Origin of the sequence: Curtobacterium sp. MCBD17_028 (assembly GCF_003234875.1) — a bacterium.
Taxonomy (GTDB): domain Bacteria; phylum Actinomycetota; class Actinomycetes; order Actinomycetales; family Microbacteriaceae; genus Curtobacterium.
Genome location: NZ_QKTQ01000006.1, coordinates 35,330 through 60,219, shown reverse-complemented (window position 1 = coordinate 60,219; position 24,890 = coordinate 35,330). Strand labels below are relative to the sequence as shown.

Below are 24,890 nucleotides of genomic sequence, written 5' to 3'. Positions count from 1 at the left end.
GAACACCCCGCTGCCGTTCGAACACCGCGATCGTGGTGTTCGAACGGACGAACGCGGTTCACCGCTCGGTGACACCACCGCGCTCGGCAGCATCCCGCCGTGCGACGACGAGCGCCACCACGAGCGTCCCGACCACGAGCACCGCGGCACCGATCGCCACCGCCGAGCCCACTCCGACGGCCGCGCCGAGCACCGCCAGCGTGATGCCGTTGCCCGTGCGCAGCCCGCTGCCGAACATGTTGTAGACCCCGACCACGCGGCCGCGCTGCTCGAGCGGCGCCCGGAGCTGCACGACCGCCTGCCCGATCGACATGCCCGCCATGTTCGCGACACCGCCCACGAGCAGCGCGAGCACCGCGACGACGTAGTTCCCGGTCACCGCGACGGCGATCGTCGTCAGCCCGAACAGGACACCCGCCGCGACCGCCGCCCGGGTGTTCGGCTTGATCGCGCCCGTGGCCTCGAGCAGGAACCCGCCGAGCACACCACCCGCGCCGTTGGCGAACAGCAGCAGCCCGTACGCGAGTCCGGCGTCCCCGGCCCCCAGGGCGTCGGCGAACGACGGGATCGCGACCTGCAGCGCCCCGCCGATGCACAGCGCGGTGAGGCCGGCGAGCACGATCATCCCGATGAGCACGCGGTCGCCGCCGACGCTCCGGAGCACCTTGCCGGTGTCGAGCAGCGAGACGCGGGCGCGGTGCACGTACCCGCTCCGGGTGTGGCCGGTGTACGGCGTCCGGAGCATGAGGAGCGTCATGGGCACGTAGAACAGGACGTTCGCGAAGATCCCCCACGTCGACCCGAGCCCGAGCAGCAGCGCCGAGCCGACGACCGGCCCGAACAGGATCCCGAGGCTCCGGAACGTCGCGTTGAGCCGCACCGCGCTCGTCAGTTCCGCCGGTTCGGCGAAGTCGTGCAGCAGGAGCTGTTCCGCGGGTGCCCACAGTGCGCCGGCCATGCCGTGCAGCACGAGGAGCAGGCAGGCCTCCCAGATGTGCAGGGTCCCGGTCAGGAACAGCACACCCCAGGCCACCGACACGAGCATGAACATGCCCTGCGCGATCTGGATGAGCCGGCGGCAGTCGTACCGCTCCGCCAGCGTGCCGAACCACACCGAGAGCAGCAGGAACGGCAGCCAGTGACTGACGACCTCGAACCCGACGAGCGCCGGCGAGTGGAACCGCTGCCAGAGCACCCAGTAGGTGATGACGTGCTCGATGTTGTCGCCCATCATCGACAGACCCGCGGTGAACAGGTAGGGGCGCGAGTGCCGATCGCGCAGGGCGGCGAAGCGCCGCGGTGCGCTCGCGATGGGGGTGGTCATGCTGCTCCTGCTCTGATCCGGTACCGGCACGGTACTTCATGCCCGGCATGCCGAATCGGGGGTGTCGAGCACGATCCGACGAGCACGACCTCATGAGCACGACCCGCACCTCGACCCCGCGTGGGGCATACCGTGGCGTCGTGGACCTCGAACTCACGGACAGCGTCGCACTCGTCGTCGGCGGACAGGGCTACATCGGCAGCGCCGTGGCCGACCGACTCCGCCGCGAAGGCGCGTCCGTCGTCATCGCGTCGCGGAGCGCCGACCCCGGACCCGACACCGTCCGGCTCGACACCGGCGATGCCGGCTCCGTCGAGCGCGCCGTGGCCGAGGTCGTCGACCGCCACGGCCACATCGACGTCCTCGTCGTCACAGCGGCCCCCGCTGCCGGCACGCTCGACCCTGCACGCGCGTCGGACCCGGAGCAGGTGCTGCACGCCATCGACGGCAAGGCCCTGGGCTTCCTCCGGGTCGCGAACGCGGTCCTCCCGGGCATGCGCGCCGCCGGACACGGACGCGTCGTCGTGCTCAGCGGCCAGAACGCCTACCTCACGGGCAACGTCACGACCTCGGTGCGGAACGCGGCGACGAACGTCATCGCGAAGAACCTGGCCGACGAGCTCGCCGGTTCGGGCGTGACGCTCAACGTCGTCAACCCGGGCACCGTGACCGACACGCCCGCGGCCCAGGTCGCCCCGGGCCGCGGCGGCGAGTCGAGCCCGGAGCAGATCGCCGACCTCGTCGCGTTCCTGTCGTCCCCGCGCTCGGTGGTCTCGGGCGAGTCGATCTCGATCGCGCACCGGGTGCTCGGGTCCGTCGTGCTCTGACGCGCCCGTTCCCCGTCGGTCCCGCGGATCAGACGGCGGCGTCGACGACCGGTGCCGTGCCTCCCGGCTGGACCAACGCGGGTCCGCGATCCGCCCGCAGCTCCCCGTACCTGGGCTCCCGCGTCGACGGGTCGACCGTGGCGCGCAGCACGGCCGTCACCGCCGAGCCGTCCGCGTGCTCGAGGTCGAACCGGAACAGGGCAGCACCGTCGGGCGCACGAGTGGCGGTGACGACGGATGTCGCCCGGAGCGACGCCCGTTCTGACCGCAGGGTCTGGAGGCACCGCTCGCGGAGTGCATCGGCGTCCGCCGGCCCGTCGGCGGCGTCGGTGGTGGGGTCCAAGAACCGCAGGGCGCGGTCGGACAGGCCGTCCGGCGGGCTCCAGCATCCCCGGGAACGACGAAGGCCCCGGGTGTTCCCGGGGCCTTCATGTCTGGTGCGCGAGGGGGGACTTGAACCCCCACGCCCTCACGGGCACACGGACCTGAACCGTGCGCGTCTACCAATTCCGCCACTCGCGCCAGCCGGACGACTCTAGCACGCACAGGAAGGAACCCACGCCAACCACTACCATGCATGAGTCGGCGACCGCGATCACGGGAGACCCATGGGCCTACTGGACAGTTTCGAGCGAGGGCTCGAGCGCGCGGTCAACGGCGCGTTCGCGAAGACCTTCCGCTCGGGCGTGCAGCCGGTCGAGATCTCGGCGGCGCTCCGACGCGAGCTCGACACCAAGGCGGCGGTGGTCACGCGCGAGCGCATCCTCGTGCCGAACGAGTTCACGGTCCGGCTCGCGCCGCCGGACTACTCGCGCATGAACGACATCGGCCGGCCGCTCATCGACGAGCTCACCGGCCTGGTCCAGCAGCACGCGGTCGCACAGAACTACTCGTTCTCCGGTCCGGTCCAGATCACGCTGCGGCAGGACGGCACGCTCTCGACCGGGATCCTGCAGGTCGACTCCACGACGGTCCGTCGTGACGTCACGTGGGCCGGCGTGCTCGACATCGGGTCGCAGCGCCATCACCTCAAGGTGGGCCGCACCGTCATCGGTCGCGGTTCGGACGCCGACATCACGGTCGCCGACACCGGCACGAGCCGTCGGCACGTCGAGGTCGTGTGGGACGGCAAGCACGCGCAGGCGACGGACCTCGGCTCGACGAACGGATCCAAGCTGAACGGCGAGCGCTTCGAGCGTGCGATCGTGGAGCCGGACTCCACCATCGAGATCGGACGGACCCGTATGGTGTTCCGGGTGGTCCCGGAAGCCGACGGAGGAGCGTGATGACGAGCAGCCTGACACTCCTCGTGCTGCGCTTCGCGTTCCTCGCGGTGCTGTGGCTGTTCGTGTTCGCGATCGTGTTCGCCCTCCGGAGCGATCTGTTCGGGCAACGCACCCGGTCCATCCCGACCGACGCCAAGAACCAGCAGCAGGGTCCGAGCACGCCGCCACTGCCGACCAACGCCACGGCTGGCCGCGCGGATCCGGGCGCGTTCACCGAGGCCATCCGGCCTGGAGGCCCACCCGCGTCCGCCACGCAGGTCGCCACCCGACTCGTCGTCACCGACGGCGCGCGCGAGGGCATGGAGATGCCCCTCGGGCGCGGTCCGATCACGATCGGTCGAGCGAGCGACAGCAACGTCGTCATCCGCGACGACTACACGTCCACCAACCACGCCCGCCTCGACCTCCGCCCCGAGGGGTGGTTCATCACCGACCTCGACTCCACGAACGGCACCTTCCTCGACGGCCAGCGCGTCTCCGCGCCCATGCCGGTCCGGGAGCGCACCCCGATCACCATCGGGACGACGACGTTCGAGCTGCGGCGGTAGCGCCGGATGGCAGCCCGTACCCTCAGTGCCGCCGTGTCCCACGTGGGCCGGATCCGCGCGAACAACCAGGACTCCGGCTACTCGGGGGCGTACCTGTTCGCGGTCGCCGACGGCATGGGCGGGCACGCGGGGGGTGACGTCGCCTCCGCGATCGCGATCCGCCGCATCCGCGAGGTCGACCGCGAGTTCCCGTCGGCCCACGACGCGGAGTTCGCGCTGCAGGCCGCGCTCATCGCGGCGAACCAGCTCATCACCGAGACGGTGTTCGAGCACCAGGAGCTCACGGGCATGGGCACGACCGTGTCCGCGATGATCCGCGTGGGCGACCAGATCGCGATCGCGCACATCGGCGACTCCCGCATCTACCGCTTCCGGGACGGCGAGCTCAAGCAGATCACCGCCGACCACACCTTCGTGCAGCGGTTGGTCGACAGCGGGCGCATCACGCCGGAGGAAGCCGCGGTCCACCCGCGGCGGTCCGTCCTCATGCGGGTGCTCGGCGACGTCGACGCGGCGCCCGAGGTCGACACCGCGGTCATGGACATCCAGCCCGGTGACCGGTGGCTGCTCTGCTCCGACGGCCTGTCGAGCTACCTCGCCGAGGAGCGCATCCGCCACGCGCTCGCGTCCGAGATGGACGCCAACCAGGTGACGCAGCGCCTCGTCAAGGAGACCCTCGACCACGGCGCACCGGACAACGTCACCGTCGTGGTGATGGACGTGACCGAGGACGTCCCGGACGACGTCGACGACGCCGCGACGACCGTCGGGTCCGCCGCGGCGCCGCTGACGTTCGAGGCGTCGACGGGCCGCAAGCCGATCCGGCTGCCGACGATCCTGCTCCACCCCCTCAAGGTCACGACGGCGCCCGAGGACTCACACTTCGAGCCCGAGTCCGACCAGTACTTCGCCGAGCTCATCGCGGAGGACCGCCGCCGGCGCCTGCGTCGTCGCATCTCGTGGACGATCGCGTTGGTCGCTGCGGTCGTCGTGCTCGTCGGCGTCGTGTTCCTCGGCTACCGGTGGACCCAACAGCACTACTACGTGGGCGCCGACGGCAGCAACGTGGCCGTCTTCAAGGGCGTGCAGCAGGGCATCGGTCCGGTGCACCTGTCGAGTGTGTACGAGGACTCGGACCTCCGGGTCGGCGACCTGCCCGCGTACACGCGTGAGAACGTCCGCCAGACCATCAACGCGTCGTCCCTGTCGGACGCGCGGGCCATCATCCGCCGTCTGGAGGCCGCGGCCGAGTCCGACGCGGACGGTGACGGCACCGGGACGCCGACGCCCACACCCACGCCGACGCCGACGGGAGGCGCGCATGGCTGACATCGCCGCCCGCCAGTCCCTGACGCAGACCATCACCATCAAGCTGCGCGAACCGGCGCGCGCCCGCAACCTGGAGCTCGGCCTCCTCGTCATCGCCTGCGGCATCTGCGCCGGCGCGATGCTGCTCGTCCAGCTCGGCGTGCACAACCGGATCGACGTGCCGATCCTGATCGAGGGCGCGGCCATCCTCGTGCTGGCCCTCGTGATGCACGTGGTCCTCCGCATCGTCGCGAAGAACGCGGACCCGTTCATCCTGCCGATCGCCCTCGTGCTCAACGGCATCGGGATCGCCGAGATCTACCGGATCGACCTGCACACACCGAGCGCCACCGGATGGGGCAGCGCCGGGGTCCGGCAGATCGCCTGGACCTGCATGGCCATGGTGATGGCGATCCTGGTGCTCCTGCTCGTCCGGAACCACCGCTTCCTCCAGCGCTACCGCTACATCTTCATGCTCGTCAGCATCGTGCTGTTGTTGCTGCCGATGCTGCCCGGGATCGGACGCACCATCTACGGCGCGCGCGTCTGGATCGGCATCGGACCGTTCTCGTTCCAGCCGGGCGAGCTCGCCAAGATCTCGCTCGCGCTGTTCTTCGCCGGGTACCTCGTGACGGCGCGCGACAGCCTGTCGATCGTGGGCCGCCGGATCCTCGGTGTGCAGCTGCCGCGGGCCCGCGACCTCGGGCCGATCCTCATCGTGTGGGGCGCGGCGATGAGCGTCCTCGTGTTCCAGCGCGACCTCGGGACCTCGCTGCTCTACTTCGGCCTGTTCCTCGTGATGATCTACGTGGCCACGGGCCGCGCGAGTTGGGTGATCATCGGCTTGATCCTGTTCGTGGGAGGCGCGCTCATCGCCGCGCAGACCCTCACCTACGTGCACGGCCGGTTCCAGGCCTGGCTCGAGCCGTTCGACAACACCATCTACAACCGGCAGTTCTCCGGGAGCTACCAGCTCGTGACGGGTCTGTTCGGGTTCGCCAACGGCGGCATCACCGGCACGGGCCTCGGCCAGGGACGCCCGTACCTGACCCCGCTCGCCCAGAGCGACTACATCTTCTCGGCCATCGGCGAGGAACTCGGGCTCGTCGGCGTCTTCGCGATCCTCGGACTGTTCCTCCTGCTCGTCTCGCGCGGGTTCCGCGTGGCGTACGCCGGCCAGGACGACTTCGGCCGACTCCTCGGGGTCGGGCTCGGCTTCGTCATCGCGCTGCAGACCTTCATCGTGATCGGCGGCGTCACGCGCGTCATCCCCGTGACGGGTCTGACCACGCCGTTCATGGCCGCGGGTGGCTCCTCACTCGTGGCGAACTGGATCATCGCGGCGATGCTCCTGCGCCTCACCGACTCCGTCCCGGCGGAACAGCGGGTGCAGCAGGGCGTCGCCACGGCCGCCATCGACACGAGGACAGGACGGTGACCCGCCCGTGAAACGCCAACTCCGCTCGATCTCGACCGTGGTCGTGCTCATGTTCGTCGCGCTCTTCGTGTCGACGACGAGCATCCAGTTCTTCTCGGCCCAGCAGCTCCGGGCCGACTCCCGGAACTCCCGGACGATCCTCGACAGCTACTCGACCAAACGCGGCGCGATCCTGGTCGACGGCACCCCCATCGCCGAGTCGAAGCCCGTGGACGACCAGTACAACTACCAGCGCACCTACGCGAACGGCGACCTGTACAGCGCCGTGACCGGGTACTTCACCATCGGGCAGGGCGAGACCGGGGTCGAGAGCGCCGAGAACTCCTACCTCGCGGGCACGAGTTCCGACAGCTTCTTCAGCAACATCAACTCGATCCTCACCGGGCAGGACGTCCAGGGCGACGACGTCAACCTGACGATCGACCCGCAGGTGCAGCAGGCCGCGTTCGACGCACTCGGCTCGAACACCGGTGCGGTCGTCGCCATCGAGCCGAAGACCGGCAAGATCCTCGCCATGGTGTCGAAGGCGTCGTTCGACCCCAACACGCTCGCCGTGCACGACACGAAGCAGGTCCTGGCCCAGTACCACGCCCTCCTGTCCGCCGAGAGCCAGCCGCTGCAGAACCGCGCGATCGCCGGCGACCTGTACGCGCCGGGGTCCACGTTCAAGCTGATCGTCGCTTCCGCCGCCTTCGCGAGCGGTGACTACGACCTCGACTCGACGCTGCCGAACCCGTCGACACTGACCCTGCCGGGCACGAGCCGCACGATCAACAACGCAGAGGGCGGGTCCTGCGGCGGTGGCAACACGGTCACCATCGCCGTCGCGATCCAGAACTCGTGCAACATCCCGTTCGCGGAGCTCGGCCAGAAGCTCGGCTACGACGCCATCAACGCGATGGCCAAGCAGTACGGCTTCGGCGACAGCATCCACGTGCCGATGGCGAGCACGCCGAGCCAGTACCCGCAGACCGACGGCACCGCCGAGCTCATGCGGAGTGCCTTCGGTCAGCAGAGCGTCCGGGTGACCCCGCTCCAGATGGCGATGGTGTCGGCCGGCATCGCGAACGGCGGCCGGGTGATGAGCCCCACGCTCATCGACAAGATCACGACGAGCGACCTGAAGACGGTGGTCCCGTTCCAGGCCAAGCAGTACGGCGACCCGATCTCGTCCGACGTCGCCTCCGACCTGACCAAGGCCATGGAGAGCGTCGTCGACAACGGCACCGGCACCAATGCGAGAATCGACGGGGTCGACGTGGCGGGCAAGACGGGCACCGCCGAGAACGGGACGGGCGATCCCTACACGCTCTGGTTCACCGGGTTCGCCCCCGCGAAGGACCCGCAGGTCGCCGTCGCCGTGGTCGTGGGGAACGGCGGCGGACTCGGACAACAGGGCGTGGGCAACACGGTCGCGGCTCCGATCGCGAAGAAAGTCATGGAGGCGGTGCTGAACAAATGAGACCCACCAGCGGACTCACCTTCGGTGGGCGGTACCAGCTCTCCTCCCGCGTCGCGATCGGCGGCATGGGCGAGGTGTGGCAGGCGACCGACCTCGTCATCGGTCGCACCGTCGCGCTCAAGATCCTCAAGGACGAGTACCTCGGCGACCCCGGGTTCCTCGAGCGCTTCCGCGCGGAGGCCCGACACGCGGCACTCGTCAACCACGAGGGCATAGCGAACGTCTTCGACTACGGCGAAGAGGACGGCAGCGCCTACCTCGTCATGGAACTCGTCCCCGGCGAGGCGCTCTCGACGCTGCTCGAGCGTGAGCACACACTCCCCGTCGACAAGGTCCTCGACATCGTCGCGCAGACGGCCAACGCCCTGCAGGCCGCGCACGCGGTCGGGCTGGTGCACCGGGACATCAAGCCCGGCAACCTCCTGATCACCCCGGACGGCCGGGTGAAGATCACGGACTTCGGCATCGCGCGCATCGCCGATCAGGTCCCCCTGACCGCGACGGGTCAGGTGATGGGCACCGTGCAGTACCTGTCGCCGGAGCAGGCGAGCGGTCACCCGGCGTCGCCCTCGACGGACATCTACTCGCTCGGGATCGTCGCCTACGAGTGCCTCGCGGGCAAGCGTCCGTTCACGGGTGAGTCCCAGGTCGCGATCGCGATGGCGCACATCAACGAGCAGCCCCCGGAGCTCCCGGCGTCGATCCCCGAGCCCGTGCGCGATCTGGTGATGTCCTGCATCGCGAAGAAGCCCGCCGACCGCCCGGCGACCGCGGCGAACCTCGCACGCGCGGCGCAGGCACTCCGACGTGGTGACGTCGCCGCGGCCACCGTCGCCGTCCCGGCGCTCGGCGCAGCCACGGTCGCCTTCAACCCGCCGGTCGGCAACGACGACGCCACGAGCATCATCGGGACCCAGGCCACCCAGCGACTCGCTCCGACGCCGGGGCCGGCCGTGCCCAGGGGCCCCGGCACCCCGCCGACCCCCGACGACGACGGCCGGAAGCGCCGGCCCTGGTTGTGGCCCCTCATCGTCCTCGGGGCGCTCCTCGTCGCGGCGCTCGTCATCGGCGGCATCGTGTTCGCGAACCGCGGCAACCAGCAGGACCCGAGTGCGTCGGAGACCCCATCGCACGCGTCCACGCCGAAGCGGTCCGAGCCGAGCGACAGCCCGAGTTCCACGCCGACCACCGCCCAGCCCCAGACCGTCACGGTGAACGAGGGCGACTACACGGGCAAGAACGTCGACGACGTGGCGGCCGCGCTGCGCGCCGAGGGGTTCACCGTCAAGGTCGTCACCGGCGATCCGGCGTCGAGCACGACGCCGGAGAACACGGTGCAGTCCATCGACCCCACCGGCAACCTGCCGTACGGCTCCACCATCACCGTCAAGGCCTACGGGCCCATGCCGTCGGCGCCCACCCCGTCCACGGCCACCGCCTCGCCGATCTCGTCGGACGGCACCTTCACGGCGACCTGGCCGGCGTACACGCAGTGCCCGACCGGCTACAGCCTCACCGGGTACTCGTACACGATCCAGAACGGCACGGACGGCTCCGGGGCGTCCTCGGGGGCGACCCGCGGCACGTCGGTCCGCGTCTCCGCCGGCTCGCCCGGAACGGTGTCCCTCACCTACACCGTCAACTGCGGGGACCTACAGTCGGGCTCGTCCCAGCCGCTCACCGTGCAGTACCAGCCGGCTGCGACGAGCACGCCCACACCGAGCTCCGCCGGGACCCCGGGTACCCCCGGCACCTCGAACGACGACGCGAACAACGTGCTCGACCAGATCGCGAACCGGGTCGGTCTGCACCGCTGATGACCTTCCGATAACGGTTCGCCACCGGGTCGCCCGCGCCAGCGATCCGTCAGGAACCCCTGCCGTACACTGATCGCGACGGACACTCGGAGGACACGTGGCAGAAGGTGTGACCGCGGGGATCTCCCTCCTCGCCGGCCGGTACGAGATCGGCGACACGATCGGCCGGGGCGGCATGGCGACGGTCCACATCGGCAACGACACCCGGCTCGGTCGTCGGGTCGCGGTCAAGCTCCTCAAGCCGAGCCTGGCGAACGACCCCTCGTTCCGCACACGCTTCCGGCAAGAGGCCCAGGCCGCCGCGCGCATGGCCCACCCGACCATCGTCCGCGTGTACGACGCCGGTGAGGAAACGGTGACCGAGCCCTCCGGTGCCGAGGTCCAGGTGCCGTACATCGTCATGGAGTTCGTCGAGGGGCGTCCGCTCAGCGACATCCTCACCGACGGCCCGCTCGCTCCGGACGAGGCCGTCCGCATCACCGAGGGCATCCTCACCGCGCTCGAGTACAGCCACCGTGCGGGTGTCGTGCACCGGGACATCAAGCCCGCGAACGTCATGGTGACGCAGTCCGGCCAGGTCAAGGTCATGGACTTCGGGATCGCGCGGGCCATCACCGACACCTCGGCGACCGTGGCCCAGACGACCGCGATCCTCGGAACCGCCTCGTACTTCTCCCCCGAGCAGGCCCGCGGCGAGACCGTCGACGCCCGCACCGACCTGTACTCGACGGGCATCGTCCTGTTCGAGCTGCTCACCGGTCGTCCGCCGTTCCGCGGGGACTCGCCCGTGGCGGTCGCGTACCAGCACGTCAGCGAGCAGCCGGCCGCCCCGAGCACCGTGAACCCAGCCGTGTCGCCCGCACTCGACGCGGTCACGCTGCGCGCCCTCGCGAAGGACCGGTCGCAGCGGTTCCAGAGCGCCGCGGAGTTCCGTCGTGACCTCCAGCAGGCCGCGTCCGGGCACGTCCCCGCGACGCGTCGGCTACCGGCCGCCGCCGACGCCTCGACCGTCCTGTTCGGCGTCGACCCCCGGACCTCCGACAGCGCCGACGCGGCCTTCCGCGAGCTCGACGACCCCGATGACGCCCGCCCGCAGCGGACGCAGAGCCGACCGCCCGTCGCGTGGATCTGGCTCGGCGTCATCGTCATCGCAGCCGTCGTGATCGCCGTCGTCTGGTGGGTCGCGAACCTCCAGCCATCCACGTCGTCCGTGTCCTCGTCGGTGTCCGTGCCGAACGTGGCCGGCGCGACCTGGCAGACCGGGCAGAAGGCCCTGGAGAAGCGCCATCTCGTCGCCGTCCGCGTCGACAGGAACTCGACGTCGGTCCCGAAGGACACCATCATCCGGACCACGCCCGGTGCCGGCACGAACGTCGCGCCCCAGCAGAACATCCGGGTCGTGGTCTCGGCCGGTCCGGCGCAGGTCGCCGTGCCGGACGTGACGAACCAGTCCCAGGACGCCGCCGAGACCACCCTGAAGTCGCAGGGCCTCAAGATCGGCAGCAGCAACTCGGGGTACTCGGCGACCGTGCCCGCAGGCACCGTCCTCAGCACCGACCCGGGCTCGGGCACGACCGTCAACAAGGGCTCGGTCGTGAACATCGTCGTCTCGAACGGCAAGATCCAGCTGCCCGACGTCACGAAGCAGCCCTTCTCGACGGCGAACGCGACACTCGCCGGCCTCGGGCTCACCGTGCAGCCGCAGCCGGACTACACCTGCACTGGCAGCACCGTGACGCAGCAGTCGCTCCCGCCGGGCGATCAGCCGCAGGGCTCGACCGTGCAGCTGACGTACTGTGCCGCCTCCGCGCAGCCCACGCAGACATCGACGCCGGCACCGACCCAGAGCAGCGACTCCGGGAACGGCGACGACGACGACCACTGACGGTTCGTCGACCGTCCGGGGCGCCGCCTCCGGCGGACCCCGTGGTCCTCTCCAGACCGCGTGACCCTCATCGGAGATCGCGTGAGCCTCACCGGGCCGCGTGATTCTCATCGGGCCGCGTGACCCGCAGGTCGCCCGCGCGTCGCCCTCAGCGGTCCGCGCCTCGCCCTCAGCGGTCTGTCGAGGGCGACGTGATGAGCGGACCGAGTCCGTCCGCGGCCGTGGCGGCACCCGCGAGCCCGGTCAGCTCGAGCCAGTTCCCCACCATGCGGTACCCGCCCTCGGTCAGGACGGACTCCGGGTGGAACTGCACGCCGAAGACCGGAGCCTCCCGGTGCTGGACTCCCATGATCACACCCCCGGTCGTCCGCGCGGTGACCTCGAGTTCGTCGGGCACCGTGCCGTCGACCACCGCGAGCGAGTGGTACCGGGTCGCCGTGAACGGCTGCGGAACGCCGACGAACAGCGGGCTGTCGTCGTGCATCACGCTCGACGTCTTGCCGTGCATGAGTTCCTCGGCGTGGGTCACCGTGGCCCCGAGTGCCTCCGCGATGGCCTGGTGTCCGAGGCACACCCCGAGCAACGGCACGTCGGCGCCGATCGCAGCATGCACGGCGGGGATCGAGACACCGGCAGCGGCGGGAGCGCCGGGCCCCGGCGACAGCAGGACGCCGTCGTACTCGGCGATGCGGTCGGCGATGGCGTCCGCATCGATCGCGTCGTTGCGGACCACGTCGGTCTCGGCACCGAGCTGTTGCACGTAGCCGTTGAGCGTGTAGACGAAGCTGTCGTAGTTGTCCACGACCAGGATCCGGCTCATCGGTGGCCGACCGTCACGTCGGGGGTGGGGATCAGCTCCTGCACCCAGGGGAACACCCACAGGTCGAGGACGGCGAGGACGATCGCGACGAGGACCAGGACCTCGACGATCCGTACCCACACCGGACCGGGCAGGACCCGCCAGAGCGCACCGTACATGTGGTCTCCTAACCCTTGACCTCGGACGCGATGGCCGTCGGCGCTCCCGCGGACCGTGGCTGCCACGAATCGAACACACTGAAGGCGACGATGCGCTCCTGCGCCGAGTACATCGGGTTGCAGCTCGTCATCGTCATGATCCGGTCCTTCGTCGCGACGCCGACGTCGTCGGGGTCCTGGTCGAGGACCGTCACCTGCGTCGGCGGCACGTACTCCAGGTTGCGGAACGTGTAGGTGTAGAAGCCGTCCGCGGTCTCGAGGTAGATCTTGTCGCCGACCTGGAGGTTCGCGATCTGGTTGAACGGGGCGCCGTGCGTCGTGCGGTGACCGGCGACGGCGAAGTTCCCGACCTGACCGGGCATCTGGGTGTGGTCGTAGTGCCCGATGCCGATCGTGTCGAGTGTGCCCGCCGTGGTCGTGCCGCCGGCCATGGGGACGGCGTAGGTCGCACCGAACCGGGGCACGTACATGACGCCGAACACCTTGGTGTTGCCGGGCTGCGCGCTGACCTTCGGCGGACCGTACCCCTGCGTGGGGGTGGGCGCTGGCGTCGAGATCGCACCGAGCGACTTGCTGAACTGCTGGGCCTGGTGTTCGTGCTGCTTGGCGACGACCAGGTCGTTGAACCACTGCTGCCACGCGATGAACAGGAGGACGAGCACACCCGCCGTGATGAGCAGGTCGCCCAGGACACCGAGGACGGTCACGTGGCCTCGGCGTCGACGACGGCCGCCCGTGTCCGGGGACGGGGCGTGAGCGTCGCCCTCGACGGGCACCTCGGTCACGGTCATGTGGTTCGTCCCCCGTCCGACAGCCCACCCACCCGAGCGGGTGGCAGATGTGTTGACGGTAGGATACCGGCCATGGCCAAGCAGAAGGACCGTACGAAGCCCGCCCGGCAGGCCCGAGCCGACTCGGTCGACACTGCCGGCGGTGCACCGAACCCGGTGTGGTTCAAGCCGGTCATGTTCGGCTTCATGCTCGTCGGCCTCGCCTGGGTCATCGTGTTCTACGTCTCGCAGGGAACGCTGCCCGTGCCGACGCTCGGGTCGCTCAACATCCTGATCGGCTTCGGGATCATGTTCATCGGGTTCCTCATGACGACGAAGTGGCGCTGAGGCGAACACGATCTGTCCGCCGGGTGACGGCGGAGCCTAGTGGACTTACACAGCTGTGATTATCCCCAATGTGGACATGGCTGTGGATAACTCATCCCCCTCTTCGGGGGGAGACGGAAGGCCCGCGGACCGTCCGGTCCGCGGGCCTTCGTGTGTCGGGCCTCCCGACGGTGCTCACGTGTACACGGCGTAGGCCGCTGCGGCGATGGCGACCGCGACGACGGCCTCGGCGACGAGCAGGGTGATCTGGAGCCCACGCCGTCGGACATTGCGGGTCCGGGTGAAGATGAAGCCCGTCACGAAGCCCGCGACGACGCCACCGACGTGCGCCTGCCATGCGACGCCGGCGACCAGGAACCCGATCACCAGGTTGAGCCCGATGATGACCAGGATCTGGACCGCGTTGCCACCGAGACTCCGCTGGAGCACGAAGAACACCGCGAACAGTCCGAAGATCGCCCCGGAGGCGCCGATCACCGTGGTCTGCGGCGCCAGCACCGTCACCGCCACCGAACCGACGAGACCGCTGATGAAGTACAGCGCCACGAACCGCCAGGTCCCGAGCATCTGCTCGAGCATGCGGCCGAAGATCCACACGGCCCACATGTTGAACAGGATGTGCAGGAAGCTGCCATGGACGAACATCGTCGTGATCAACCGCCATGGCTGCGTCGGCAGCCAGTACGGGTTGTAGTCGAGCGCGGCGGTGACCGGCCCGTTCGTCCCGCCGGTCAGCATCTGCAGCAGCCAGATGGCGACGCTGACGACGACGATGACCGTCGTCGCTTTCTGGTCGATCATGCCGAAGCGACGCCGTGCCACCGTGAAGGTGCTCGGGCCGACGGTCCGGCGGTTCGACGAGAACTGCGCGCGCTGCTCACGCACGCACTCGGGGCAGTGCACCCCGACGGCGGCCGGCGTCTGGCACTCGGTGCAGATCGTCCGCCCGCAACGCTGACACAGGATGAAGCTCTGCCGGTCCGGGTGCCGGTAGCAGAAGTTCGCTCGGTCTTGGGAGAAGTCGGTCACTACGCCCCGGCGCCAGCGGAGTCGGTCACGTCGATGCTCTGGATGACGACGTCCTCACGCGGCTTGTCGCGGCCGTCGGTGGGCACGGCCTCGATCGCGTCGACGACCGCGCGCGACTCGTCGTCGGCGACCTCTCCGAAGATCGTGTGCTTGCCCTGCAGCCATGGGGTGGCGACGGTCGTGATGAAGAACTGCGATCCGTTGGTGCCGCGGCCACCCTGGGTGCCGGCGTTCGCCATCGCCAGGATGTACGGCTGCTGGAACGTGAGCTCCGGGTGGATCTCGTCGTCGAAGCGGTAGCCCGGACCGCCGATGCCCTGGCCGAGCGGGTCACCGCCCTGGATCATGAAGTCCTTGATGATGCGGTGGAACACGACGCCGTCGTACAGCTTGTCCGTCGACACCTTGCCGGTACCCGGGTGCGTCCACTCCTGCGTGCCCGTGGCGAGTCCGACGAAGTTCGCGACCGTCTTGGGTGCGTGGTTGCCGAAGAGGTTGACGCGGATGTCGCCGAGGTTGGTGTGGATGGTTGCAACAGCGGTGTGCGAAGACATGTGGCCATTCTCGCATGCGCTCCCGGGTCGTTCATGGTACTTCCAGACGAGGCACCGTGACCTGCCAGGGTCTCCGGTGGCAGGATGGGCATCTCACCGCCCGATCCGATGGAGGTAGCTCATGACCATGGAACTCTCCCGCAAGCGCAAGAAGCAGATCAAGAAGCTCAAGGGTCAGACGACCACCCTCCTCGGCGAGCAGCGCAAGGTCCTCGAGCACGCGAACGCCATCCTGGCCGAGGCCCGGCTGCACGCCGCCGACGCCGCTCGCAACGACCTCGGCCCCCGCGTCAAGGACGCCATCGACAACGGGGTCAAGCCCGCCGTCGCCACCGGGGTGCACGCGGCGACGTCGGCGGCGACCGCCACCAAGACCCGGCTGACCACCGAGGTCGTCCCGAGCCTCGTGTCGACCCTCGGGTCCGCGATGAGCGTCGTGGACCTGGCCAAGGACCCGAAGGTGCGCAAGATCGTCGCCGACGCCACCAAGAAGGCGGCCAAGGCCTCGAAGAAGGGCCGCAAGGCCGCCAAGACGGTGGTCAAGGCCGCGCCGAAGCAGAAGAGCGGACTCGGCTTCGGCGGCGTCGCGCTCATCGTCGTCGGTGCCGTCGCCGTCATCGGAGCCGCGTACGCGGCGTACCAGACCCTCCGTGCCGACGATGACCTGTGGGTCGCCGACGACGCGGACGCGGCGGGCAAGCCCGCCGCCTGATCGGATCGCACCACACGAACGGCCCGTGTCACTCGGCGCGGGCCGTTCGTCATGCCGGGAGGGCCATCCCACCCGGCGTTGCCGGCAGCCCTCCGCCGAGATCACAGCAGATGTCGTTTCGGCGCGGTCCGAAGCGGCACCTCCTGCGATCTCGCGCAAGAGGAGGACCGGAAGGGACGCCCGGACCGAAGGCACTGGGCCGGCGCCGCGCGCCGAGCGCCGAGCACGGAGCGCTCAGGCACGCCCCGCGACGTCGCGCCGCAGGGGCGGCGGCGCGCATGAAGCACTGAACCAGCGGGCTGCGAAGGCGCGAAGCGCCGAGCAGCCCAGACAGCTGGTGGAGCCTAGGGGAATCGAACCCCTAACCCCCGCCTTGCAAAGGCGGTGCTCTGCCAATTGAGCTAAGGCCCCGGATGGTCGGCCATGCTACCGGAGGAGCAGCCGACGGGTCATACGGGCTCGGTGGTGCAGTCACGATGACGGCGAACCGTCGGAGTGGGGCTACTAGGACTTGAACCTAGGACCTCTTCGTTATCAGCGAAGCGCTCTAACCGCCTGAGCTATAGCCCCGAGACCGGATGAAAGCCTACATGACGCGCGCCGCGGGCGCGAATCGGGTGGGGCCTCCAGACCGGTGATCCGGGTCAGTTGTTGGTGAACCCGACGAGCAGACCACCGGTGATCCGCACGCTGAGGTTGTACAGCACGCTCACGATCGCGCCGAGCACCGTGCCGACCACCACGTTGAGGCTCCCGACGACGATCGAGAACCCCATGACCTGGCCCAGCGAGAACTGGTCCATGATCGAGTAGTTGTTCTTGCCGGTGACGTCCTGCAGCAGCTTGTCGATCTGGGTGAACACGCCCGTCTGGTTCAGGATGATCCAGACGAGCATGGTCGCCACGACGATCACGATGCTGCCGGCCAGCGCGATGAGGAACGACAGCTTCACGCAGGACCAGAAGTCGAGGTACACCAGGCGCAGCCGGACCTGCTTGGTGCCGACGGGTCGCTTCGTCTTGCGCTGGAGCTTCTCGGCGACACTACTCATTCGTTGACTGGTCCTCTCCGGCCTGCGGGTCGGCGGGCTCGTCCGTTGCCTCGGCGGGGCTCACTGCTTCGACCGGGCCCGCGGGTTCGATCTCGGCGTCGGCCTGGTCGTCCAGGTTCCGTTCACTGTTCCGGGCCACTGCGATGATCCGGTCGTCGTCGGCGAAGCGTGCGAACACGACGCCCATGGTGTCGCGCCCCTTGGCAGGGACCTCGGCCACGGCAGACCTTACCACCTTGCCGGAAGCCAGCACGACGAGCACCTCGTCGTCCCCGCTGACGATGAGACCGCCGACCAGGTCACCCCGGTCGACCGCGAGCTTGGCGACCTTGATACCGAGACCGCCGCGACCCTGCACGCGGTACTGGTCCACGGCGGTGCGCTTGGCGTAGCCGCCCTCCGTCATCACGAACACGAATCCCTCGTCGTGCGCGACCGAGGCGGACAGCAGCGAGTCGTCCCCACGGAAGGTCATGCCCTTGACGCCGGACGTCGAGCGGCCCATCGGACGCAGGGCGTCGTTGGTCGCGGTGAACCGGAGCGACATGCCGTGCCGCGAGACCAGGAGGAGGTCGTCGGACTCGTCCACCAGGAGTGCGGAGACGAGTGCGTCACCCTCGCGGAGGTTGATCGCGATGATCCCGCCGGTGCGGTTCGTGTCGTACTCGGTGAGCGCGGTCTTCTTGACCAGGCCGTCGCGGGTCGCCAACACGAGGTACTGGGCTGCCTCGTAGTCGCGGATGTCGAGGACCTGCGAGATCTGCTCGTCGGGCTGCATGGCGAGCAGGTTGGCGACGTGCTGGCCCTTCGCGTCGCGCCCCGCCTCCTGGAGTTCGTACGCCTTGGCGCGGTAGACGCGACCCTTGTCGGTCAGGAACAGCAGCCAGTGGTGCGTCGTCGTGACGAAGAAGTGGTCCACGACGTCGTCCGCTCGGAGCTGGGCGCCCTTGACGCCCTTGCCGCCGCGGTGCTGGGACCGGTAGTTGTCGCTGCGCGTGCGCTTGACGTAGCCACCACGCGTGATGGTGACGACCATCTCCTCCTCGGGGATGAGGTCCTCGACGCTCATGTCGCCGTCGAACCCGAACATCACCTCGGTGCGGCGATCGTCGCCGAACTTGGCGACGATCTCGTCGAGCTCCTCGCCGATGATCACGCGCTGGCGCTCGGGACGCGCGAGGATGTCCTGGTAGTCCGCGATGAGGCGCTCGAGCTCCTCGGCCTCCTCGTGGATCCGCTGTCGCTCGAGGGCGGCGAGACGACGGAGCTGCAGGTCGAGGATCGCGCGTGCCTGGACCTCGTCGACCGACAGCAGCGCCATGAGGCCGTCCCGGGCCTCCTCGACCGTCGGCGACCGGCGGATGAGCGCGATGACCTCGTCGAGCGCGTCGAGGGCGGCGAGGTACCCGCGGAGGATGTGCGCCCGCTCCTCTGCCTTGCGGAGCCGGAAGCGGGTCCGCCGGACGATGACCTCGACCTGGTGGTCGACCCACGCCGAGATGAAGCCGTCGAGCGCGAGCGTGCGCGGGACACCGTCGACGATCGCGAGCATGTTCGCGCCGAAGTTCTCCTGCAGCTGCGTGTGCTTGTACAGGTTGTTGAGCACGACCTTGGCGACCGCGTCGCGCTTGAGGACGATCACGAGCCGCTGTCCCGTGCGGCCGGAGGTCTCGTCGCGGATGTCCGCGATGCCCGCCAGGCGGCCGTCCTTGACGAGCTCCGCGATCTTGACCGCGAGGTTGTCCGGGTTCACCTGGTACGGCAGCTCGGTCACGACGAGGCAGGTCCGACCCTGGATCTCCTCGACGTTGACGACCGCGCGCATGGTGATCGAACCACGGCCCGTGCGGTAGGCGTCCTGGATCCCGCGGACGCCGAGGATCTGCGCGCCGGTCGGGAAGTCCGGGCCCTTGATCCGCTGCATGAGCGCCTCGAGGAGCTCCTCGCGCGTCGCGTCCGGGTGTTCGAGCGCCCACTTCGCCCCCTCGGCGACCTCGCGCAGGTTGTGCGGCGGGATGTTCGTGGCCATGCCGACCGCGATGCCGACCGACCCGTTGACGAGCAGGTTCGGGAAGCGCGACGGCAGGATCGACGGTTCCTGCGTGCGGCCGTCGTAGTTGTCCTGGAAGTCGACGGTGTCTTCCTCGATGTCCCGCACCATCTCGAGCGCGAGCGGAGCCATCTTCGTCTCGGTGTACCGCGGGGCGGCGGCACCGTCGTTGCCGGGGGACCCGAAGTTGCCCTGGCCGAGCGCGAGCGGGTACCGGAGGCTCCACGGCTGCACCAGGCGGACGAGGGCGTCGTAGATGGCGGAGTCGCCGTGCGGGTGGAACTGCCCCATGACGTCGCCGACCACGCGCGAGCACTTGGAGAAGGCGCGGTCCGGGCGGTACCCGCCGTCGTACATCGCGTAGAGGACGCGCCGGTGCACGGGCTTGAGGCCGTCACGGACCTCCGGGAGCGCACGCCCGACGATGACGCTCATGGCGTAGTCGAGGTAGGACCGCTGCATCTCGAGCTGGAGGTCGACCTGCGAGATGCGGTCGCCCGAGAGCACGATGTCGCCGGCGTCGCCGTGCACGACCTCGGGCTCGTCGCCGCCGTTGTCGTTGTCGTCAGCCATGTGCTGCCTCTCTCATCGGCCGGGAGGCCGTGGTTCCGTCCTGCTCGGGCGTCGCGCCGGCAGGTGGTCGGGGCGCGCGGGGCGCGCGGTGCCTCAGATGTCCAGGAAGCGGACGTCCTTGGCGTTCTGCTGGATGAACTGACGACGTGACTCGACGTCCTCGCCCATGAGGGTGGCGAACACGCCGTCGACCGCGGCGGCGTCCTCGAGGGTGACCTGGAGCAACGTGCGGGTGTCCGGGTTCATCGTCGTGTCCCAGAGCTCCTTGTAGTCCATCTCGCCGAGGCCCTTGTAGCGCTGGATCCCGTTGTCCTTCGGGATCCGCTTGCCCGCCGCGAGACCGGCCTGCAGCAGGACGTCGCGCTCGCGGTCACTGAACACGTACTCGTGGGCCGAGTTCGACCACTTGAGTCGGTAGAGCGGGGGCTGCGCGAGGTACACGTAGCCACGTTCGATGAGCGGACGCATGTAGCGGAACAGGAGCGTCAGCAGCAGCGTGGTGATGTGCTGGCCGTCGACGTCGGCGTCGGCCATGAGCACGATCTTGTGGTACCGCGCCTTGTCCGGGTCGAAGTCCTCGCCGATGCCGGCACCGAACGCCGTGATCATCGACTGGATCTCCTGGTTCGCCAGCGCGCGGTCGAGTCGGGCCTTCTCGACGTTGAGGATCTTGCCGCGCAGCGGGAGGATCGCCTGGGTGAGCGGGTTGCGCCCCTGCACCGCTGATCCGCCGGCCGAGTCGCCCTCGACCATGAAGATCTCGCTGACCGTCGGGTCCTTGGACTGGCAGTCCTTGAGCTTGCCCGGCATCCCGCCGGATTCGAGCAGGCCCTTGCGCCGCGTGGTCTCGCGCGCCTTCCGCGCCGCCATGCGCGCCTGGGAGGCCTGGATCGCCTTGCGGACGACGTCGCGCGCCTGCGTCGGGTTGCGCTCGAGCCAGTCGCCGAGTTCCTGACCGACGACACGCTGGACGAACGACTTCGCCTCGGTGTTGCCGAGCTTCGTCTTGGTCTGGCCCTCGAACTGCGGTTCGGCGAGCTTGACGGAGATGACGGCGGTCAACCCCTCGCGGATGTCGTCACCCGTGAGGTTGTCGTCCTTCTCCTTGATGATGTTCTTGTCGCGCGCGTACTTGTTCACGAGCGAGGTGAGCGCGGCGCGGAAGCCCTCTTCGTGCGTGCCGCCCTCGTGCGTGTTGATCGTGTTCGCGAAGGTGTGGACGCTCTCTTGGTACGAGGTGTTCCACTGCATGGCGAGCTCGAGCGAGATCTTCCGGTCGGTGTCCTCGGACTCGAGGGAGATCACGTCGGGGTGGATCACCTCGGCCTTCTTCGTGCTGACGAGGTACTCGACGTAGTCGACGAGCCCGCGCTCGTAGTGGAAGACGTCCTTCCGTGCTTCTTCGCCCTCGTCGGGGACACGCTCGTCGTGGAGCGTGATCCGGAGCCCCTTGTTGAGGAACGCCATCTGCTGGAACCGCGTGCGCAGGGTCTCGTAGTCGAAGTCGACGGTCTCGAAGATGTCCGCGTTCGGCCAGAACGTGATCGTCGTGCCGGTGGTGTCGGTCTCCTCGTCCTGGGAGAGCGGCGCGACGGGCACGCCGTCGGTGTAGCTCTGCCGCCACACATGGCCCTGTCGGCGCACCTCGACGTCGAGTTCCGAGCTCAGGGCGTTCACGACCGACGACCCGACGCCGTGCAGACCACCGGACACCGCGTACCCGCCGCCGCCGAACTTACCGCCGGCGTGCAGGACCGTCAGCACGAGTTGGACGGTCGAGATGCCCTCGTTGGGGTGGATGTCGACCGGGATGCCACGGCCGTTGTCGGTGACGCGCACACCGCCGTCCTCGCGGATGACGATGTCGATCTGGTCGCAGTACCCCGCCAGGGCTTCGTCGACCGAGTTGTCGACGATCTCCTGGACGAGGTGGTGGAGCCCACGTGGTCCGGTGGAGCCGATGTACATGCCGGGGCGCTTGCGGACCGCTTCGAGGCCTTCGAGCACCTGGATCTGATCGGCACCGTACGCGTTGTCCTGAGGGGTGTCGCCAGATTCTGATGACATGGTCGTTGTGGCTCCTGCCCGCCTGCGATTCGGTCGTGCAGCACGGCGTGTCCGGCGTGCGCCAGCGCCCGCGTGCAACCCCACGAGTCTACCGCAGCAGGCCTGCTCCCGAGGGCTGAGACGCCGATCTGCGGGCCGATTCCGCTCCCAGAGGATTGATTTGTCGCCTCAACCGTAGGTATCGCGAGGGCCGCGCCCCTGGACCGATCTGAGACCGCGTTTCCAGGTCGGGGCGTCCGGGGCGAGAACGCGCACCGACTCGACCCCCGCCTCCGGGTAGCGCTCGGCGATCGTCGTCGTGATCTGCGCGCGCATGAGTCGGAGTTGTGTGGCCCAGGCGGTCGAGTCACACCGGATGAGCAGCGCGTGGTCGTCGATCGACACCGGCTCCGAGTGCGCCGCGAGCTCGGCACCGACGACATGGGGCCACGCGGCGATCACCTCGGACTGCGCCAGGGGCTCGGTCCACCCGAGCTCGCTCGTCAGGTTCCCCACCACGTCGCCGAGCCCCCGCGGCTCGCGTCCGACGCCGTAGGGCTCCGAGTCCGCGGAGGCCTCGCGTCGACGACGCCGACGCGCGTCGACGGATCGCTTCGCGGGGTCACCGAACACGGCCTTCAGGTGGAGGTAGAACCGCGTCGGTTCGGTCGGCCGGTCCGGTCGTGGCACCGTCACACCTCCTGCGCGGCCGGACGGGAGGAACGGTGCGCGTCCGCCCCGTCGGTCCCGTCCGTCGATCCGGTCGCCGGGATCCCCGTCTCGGCGACCGCCGCGGCGTCGCCCGGCGCGTCCACGATCCTCCCGGCGTCGATGTGCACCGTGTGCGCGGCGAGGACCGGCGGCACGTCACCGTGGACGGCCGCCGTGATGAGCACCTGCTCGTACCCGGACACCGCGTTCGCGAGTCGGCCGCGGCGGGTCTCGTCGAGTTCCGCGAACACGTCGTCGAGCACGATGATCGGATCGCCGAGGGACGACTCCGCGCGGAGCACGGCCGCGGCCGCGAGCTTGACCGCCAGTGCGAACGACCACGACTCGCCGTGGCTGGCGTAGCCACGGGCCGGTAACCCGTTGAGCCGGAAGAGGACGTCGTCACGGTGCGGACCGACGAGGGTCAGTCCGCGGTCGAGCTCGTCCCGGCGCCGACGGGCCAGGCCGGCTCGGAACCCGTCCGCCGCGGCGGCCACCGTCACGGGTTCGATCTCGCTCCCGAGCTCCTGCTCGGTCTCCGGGTCGCCGCCGCGGATGCTGAGGACGCCCGCGAGTGACGCCTCGTGGGCCGCACCCGCGACCGCCGCGTAGGCCTCGGCGACGAACGGTGCGAGTCGTCGGACCAGGTGGTCGCGCCCGGCGATCACCTCGGACCCGAGGGCGACGAGGCGGTCGTCCCAGACGTCCAGGGTCGACATCGCCCCGCCGCTGACACCCGAACCGCGCGCCGACTTGAGGAGCGTGTTCCGCTGGCGGAGCGTCCGGTCGTAGTCCGCGAGCACCCCCTGCATGCGCGGGGCGATGAGCACGAGGAGTTCGTCGAGCATCCGGCGCCGGCCGGCGGGCTCGCCCCGCACCAGGGCCAGGTCCTCGGGGGCGAACAACACGCTCGTGCAGTAGCGGGGGAGATCCCGGGGCTTGATGGGTGCCCGGTTCACCTGGGCTCGGTTCGAGCCGGTCCGGTTGATCTGCACCTCGGCGAGGATCGTGCGCTCTTCGTACGCGAGCCGTGCCCGGACGATCGCCGCGTCGCACCCCTGTCGCACGAGCGCGGCGTCGGTGGGGACCCGGTGCGAACCGAGGGTGGACAGGTACCCGATCGACTCGACGAGGTTGGTCTTGCCCTGTCCGTTCCGGCCCACGAACAGGTTCGGCCCGCGTGCGAAGTCGACGTCCGCCTCCCGGTAGTTCCGGAAGTCGGTCAGTTGGAGATGGTCGACGTGCACGCGGGCCGAAAGAGCGAGGACCGCTAGGCCTTCTTGACGGCGTGGCCGCCGAACTGGTTGCGGAGGGCGGCGACGGCCTTCATCGTCGGCGACTCGCTGCCCTGACGGGACACGAAGCGCGCGAAGATCGAGGCGCTGATCGCGGGCATCGGCACGGCGTGCTCGATCGCTTCCTCCAGCGTCCAGCGACCCTCACCGGAGTCCTCGACGTAGCCCTCGAGCTCCTTGAGCGTCGGGTCCTCGTCGAGCGCGCGCACGAGCAGCTCGAGCAGCCAGGAACGCACGACGGTCCCGCGCTGCCATGCCCTGAAGGTCCCGGGGACGTCCTTGACCAGGTCCTTGGCCTCGAGGAGCTCGTAGCCCTCGCCGTACGCCTGCATGATCGCGTACTCGATGCCGTTGTGGACCATCTTCGTGTAGTGGCCGGCACCGACCGGACCGGCGTGGACCAGGCCCTCTTCGCGCGGACCCTCGGGGCGGAGCGCGTCGAGCACGGGCATCGCCGTCGCGACGTCCTCGTCCGCGCCACCGACCATGAGGCCGTAACCGTTGTCGAGGCCCCAGACACCGCCGGACACACCGGCGTCCATGTAGCGGATGCCCTTGGCGTCGAGCTGCTTGGCGTGCACCTCGTCGTCGAGCCACTTCGAGTTGCCACCGTCGATGACGAGGTCGCCCGCGTCGAGGACGTCGGCGAGGCCCGAGATCACGTCGTCGGTGATCTTGCCGTGAGGGACCATGACCCACACGAGGCGCGGGCCGGGCAGAGCCGCCGCGAGGTCCGCGAGGCTGGCGACATCGGAGACGGCGGGGTTGGCGTCGTAACCGGTGACCTCGATCCCTGCGTTGCGCAGGCGGGCACGCATGTTGTTGCCCATCTTCCCGAGGCCGACAAGACCGATGTGCATGATTTCCCTTTTCTCGT

23 protein-coding genes and 3 tRNA genes are annotated in these 24,890 nt (G+C 69.4%); 10 read left to right on the top strand and 16 right to left on the bottom strand.

The features are described from left to right. Positions 1 to 58 precede the first annotated feature (58 nt). Positions 59 to 1,324: an MFS transporter gene (locus DEI86_RS09270; RefSeq protein ID WP_111049359.1), complete on the bottom strand. Its 1,266-nt coding sequence runs from the start codon at positions 1,322 to 1,324 to the stop codon at positions 59 to 61. A 140-nt stretch (positions 1,325 to 1,464) separates the two neighbouring features. On the opposite strand from DEI86_RS09270, the gene DEI86_RS09265 reads away from it, so the two are divergent. After that, entirely contained in the window at positions 1,465 to 2,151 is a 687-nt protein-coding gene (locus tag DEI86_RS09265) for an SDR family NAD(P)-dependent oxidoreductase (protein ID WP_111049424.1), read from the top strand. Between the two features lie 28 nt (positions 2,152 to 2,179). Here the strand turns inward: DEI86_RS09265 and DEI86_RS09260 are convergent, their stop codons facing one another. Beyond that, on the bottom strand, positions 2,180 to 2,494 hold the full coding sequence (locus DEI86_RS09260; RefSeq protein WP_111049358.1) for a hypothetical protein: 315 nt from the start codon (positions 2,492 to 2,494) through the stop codon (positions 2,180 to 2,182). 92 nt (positions 2,495 to 2,586) lie between these two features. Next, a tRNA-Leu gene (locus DEI86_RS09255) sits at positions 2,587 to 2,673 on the bottom strand. A gap of 86 nt (positions 2,674 to 2,759) precedes the next feature. On the opposite strand from DEI86_RS09255, the gene DEI86_RS09250 reads away from it, so the two are divergent. From DEI86_RS09250 to pknB, 7 genes are all read left to right on the top strand, one after another. Beyond that, positions 2,760 to 3,437, top strand: coding sequence for a DUF3662 and FHA domain-containing protein (locus DEI86_RS09250; RefSeq protein WP_111010799.1), 678 nt, complete (start codon positions 2,760 to 2,762; stop codon positions 3,435 to 3,437). Then, positions 3,437 to 3,985 (top strand): FHA domain-containing protein, encoded by a 549-nt coding sequence (locus DEI86_RS09245; RefSeq protein ID WP_111049357.1) that lies wholly within the window; start codon positions 3,437 to 3,439, stop codon positions 3,983 to 3,985. Before DEI86_RS09250 ends, DEI86_RS09245 begins: the two co-directional genes overlap by 1 nt. 6 nt (positions 3,986 to 3,991) lie before the next feature. Continuing rightward, positions 3,992 to 5,314 (top strand): Stp1/IreP family PP2C-type Ser/Thr phosphatase, encoded by a 1,323-nt coding sequence (locus DEI86_RS09240; protein WP_111049356.1) that lies wholly within the window; start codon positions 3,992 to 3,994, stop codon positions 5,312 to 5,314. Then, positions 5,307 to 6,731: an FtsW/RodA/SpoVE family cell cycle protein gene (locus tag DEI86_RS09235; protein ID WP_111010796.1), complete on the top strand. Its 1,425-nt coding sequence runs from the start codon at positions 5,307 to 5,309 to the stop codon at positions 6,729 to 6,731. Before DEI86_RS09240 ends, DEI86_RS09235 begins: the two co-directional genes overlap by 8 nt. A 7-nt stretch (positions 6,732 to 6,738) precedes the next feature. Beyond that, entirely contained in the window at positions 6,739 to 8,193 is a 1,455-nt protein-coding gene (locus DEI86_RS09230) for a penicillin-binding protein 2 (protein WP_111011937.1), read from the top strand. Further along, entirely contained in the window at positions 8,190 to 10,010 is a 1,821-nt protein-coding gene (locus DEI86_RS09225) for a protein kinase (protein ID WP_111010794.1), read from the top strand. The genes DEI86_RS09230 and DEI86_RS09225 overlap by 4 nt, the downstream gene beginning before the upstream one ends. Positions 10,011 to 10,107: 97 nt before the next feature. After that, positions 10,108 to 11,895: a Stk1 family PASTA domain-containing Ser/Thr kinase gene (gene pknB / locus DEI86_RS09220; protein ID WP_258376499.1), complete on the top strand. Its 1,788-nt coding sequence runs from the start codon at positions 10,108 to 10,110 to the stop codon at positions 11,893 to 11,895. A 169-nt stretch (positions 11,896 to 12,064) separates the two neighbouring features. Here the strand turns inward: pknB and DEI86_RS09215 are convergent, their stop codons facing one another. From DEI86_RS09215 to DEI86_RS09210, 3 genes are read right to left on the bottom strand one after another with little or no spacing between them, the layout of a single operon-like run. Then, entirely contained in the window at positions 12,065 to 12,715 is a 651-nt protein-coding gene (locus tag DEI86_RS09215; RefSeq protein ID WP_111011934.1) for an aminodeoxychorismate/anthranilate synthase component II, read from the bottom strand. After that, positions 12,712 to 12,873, bottom strand: a complete 162-nt coding sequence (locus DEI86_RS16535) for a hypothetical protein (protein ID WP_181434571.1) — start codon at positions 12,871 to 12,873, stop codon at positions 12,712 to 12,714. Before DEI86_RS16535 ends, DEI86_RS09215 begins: the two co-directional genes overlap by 4 nt. An 8-nt stretch (positions 12,874 to 12,881) precedes the next feature. Next, positions 12,882 to 13,664: a class E sortase gene (locus DEI86_RS09210; protein WP_111010791.1), complete on the bottom strand. Its 783-nt coding sequence runs from the start codon at positions 13,662 to 13,664 to the stop codon at positions 12,882 to 12,884. Positions 13,665 to 13,736: 72 nt separating this feature from the next. Between DEI86_RS09210 and DEI86_RS09205 the strand changes: the two genes are divergently transcribed. Next, positions 13,737 to 13,991, top strand: coding sequence for a cell division protein CrgA (locus tag DEI86_RS09205; protein WP_111010790.1), 255 nt, complete (start codon positions 13,737 to 13,739; stop codon positions 13,989 to 13,991). A gap of 174 nt (positions 13,992 to 14,165) precedes the next feature. Here the strand turns inward: DEI86_RS09205 and DEI86_RS09200 are convergent, their stop codons facing one another. Then, entirely contained in the window at positions 14,166 to 15,020 is an 855-nt protein-coding gene (locus tag DEI86_RS09200; protein WP_111011932.1) for a rhomboid family intramembrane serine protease, read from the bottom strand. Continuing rightward, a complete protein-coding gene (locus tag DEI86_RS09195; RefSeq protein ID WP_111010788.1) occupies positions 15,020 to 15,574 on the bottom strand; it encodes a peptidylprolyl isomerase in 555 nt (184 codons plus the stop codon). Before DEI86_RS09195 ends, DEI86_RS09200 begins: the two co-directional genes overlap by 1 nt. Before the next feature lie 121 nt (positions 15,575 to 15,695). On the opposite strand from DEI86_RS09195, the gene DEI86_RS09190 reads away from it, so the two are divergent. Beyond that, positions 15,696 to 16,286, top strand: a complete 591-nt coding sequence (locus DEI86_RS09190) for a hypothetical protein (RefSeq protein ID WP_111049354.1) — start codon at positions 15,696 to 15,698, stop codon at positions 16,284 to 16,286. A gap of 335 nt (positions 16,287 to 16,621) precedes the next feature. On the opposite strand, the gene DEI86_RS09185 is transcribed toward DEI86_RS09190, so the two are convergent. From DEI86_RS09185 to gnd, 8 genes are all read right to left on the bottom strand, one after another. Next, positions 16,622 to 16,697: transfer RNA gene (locus DEI86_RS09185), tRNA-Ala, on the bottom strand. Positions 16,698 to 16,782: 85 nt separating this feature from the next. Further along, positions 16,783 to 16,856 (bottom strand) — tRNA-Ile (locus tag DEI86_RS09180). Positions 16,857 to 16,930: 74 nt separating this feature from the next. Further along, positions 16,931 to 17,338: a DUF3566 domain-containing protein gene (locus DEI86_RS09175; protein WP_111011930.1), complete on the bottom strand. Its 408-nt coding sequence runs from the start codon at positions 17,336 to 17,338 to the stop codon at positions 16,931 to 16,933. After that, on the bottom strand, positions 17,331 to 19,961 hold the full coding sequence (gene gyrA / locus DEI86_RS09170; RefSeq protein ID WP_111026528.1) for a DNA gyrase subunit A: 2,631 nt from the start codon (positions 19,959 to 19,961) through the stop codon (positions 17,331 to 17,333). Before gyrA ends, DEI86_RS09175 begins: the two co-directional genes overlap by 8 nt. A gap of 93 nt (positions 19,962 to 20,054) precedes the next feature. Beyond that, positions 20,055 to 22,028, bottom strand: coding sequence for a DNA topoisomerase (ATP-hydrolyzing) subunit B (gene gyrB, locus DEI86_RS09165; protein WP_111010784.1), 1,974 nt, complete (start codon positions 22,026 to 22,028; stop codon positions 20,055 to 20,057). Positions 22,029 to 22,196: 168 nt separating this feature from the next. Continuing rightward, complete coding sequence (locus DEI86_RS09160; RefSeq protein ID WP_111010819.1) at positions 22,197 to 22,697, bottom strand: DUF721 domain-containing protein; 501 nt, start codon at positions 22,695 to 22,697, stop codon at positions 22,197 to 22,199. A gap of 2 nt (positions 22,698 to 22,699) precedes the next feature. After that, positions 22,700 to 23,965, bottom strand: a complete 1,266-nt coding sequence (recF, locus tag DEI86_RS09155) for a DNA replication/repair protein RecF (RefSeq protein WP_111049353.1) — start codon at positions 23,963 to 23,965, stop codon at positions 22,700 to 22,702. A gap of 23 nt (positions 23,966 to 23,988) precedes the next feature. Further along, positions 23,989 to 24,873: a phosphogluconate dehydrogenase (NAD(+)-dependent, decarboxylating) gene (gene gnd / locus DEI86_RS09150; protein ID WP_111010782.1), complete on the bottom strand. Its 885-nt coding sequence runs from the start codon at positions 24,871 to 24,873 to the stop codon at positions 23,989 to 23,991. Positions 24,874 to 24,890: the final 17 nt, after the last annotated feature.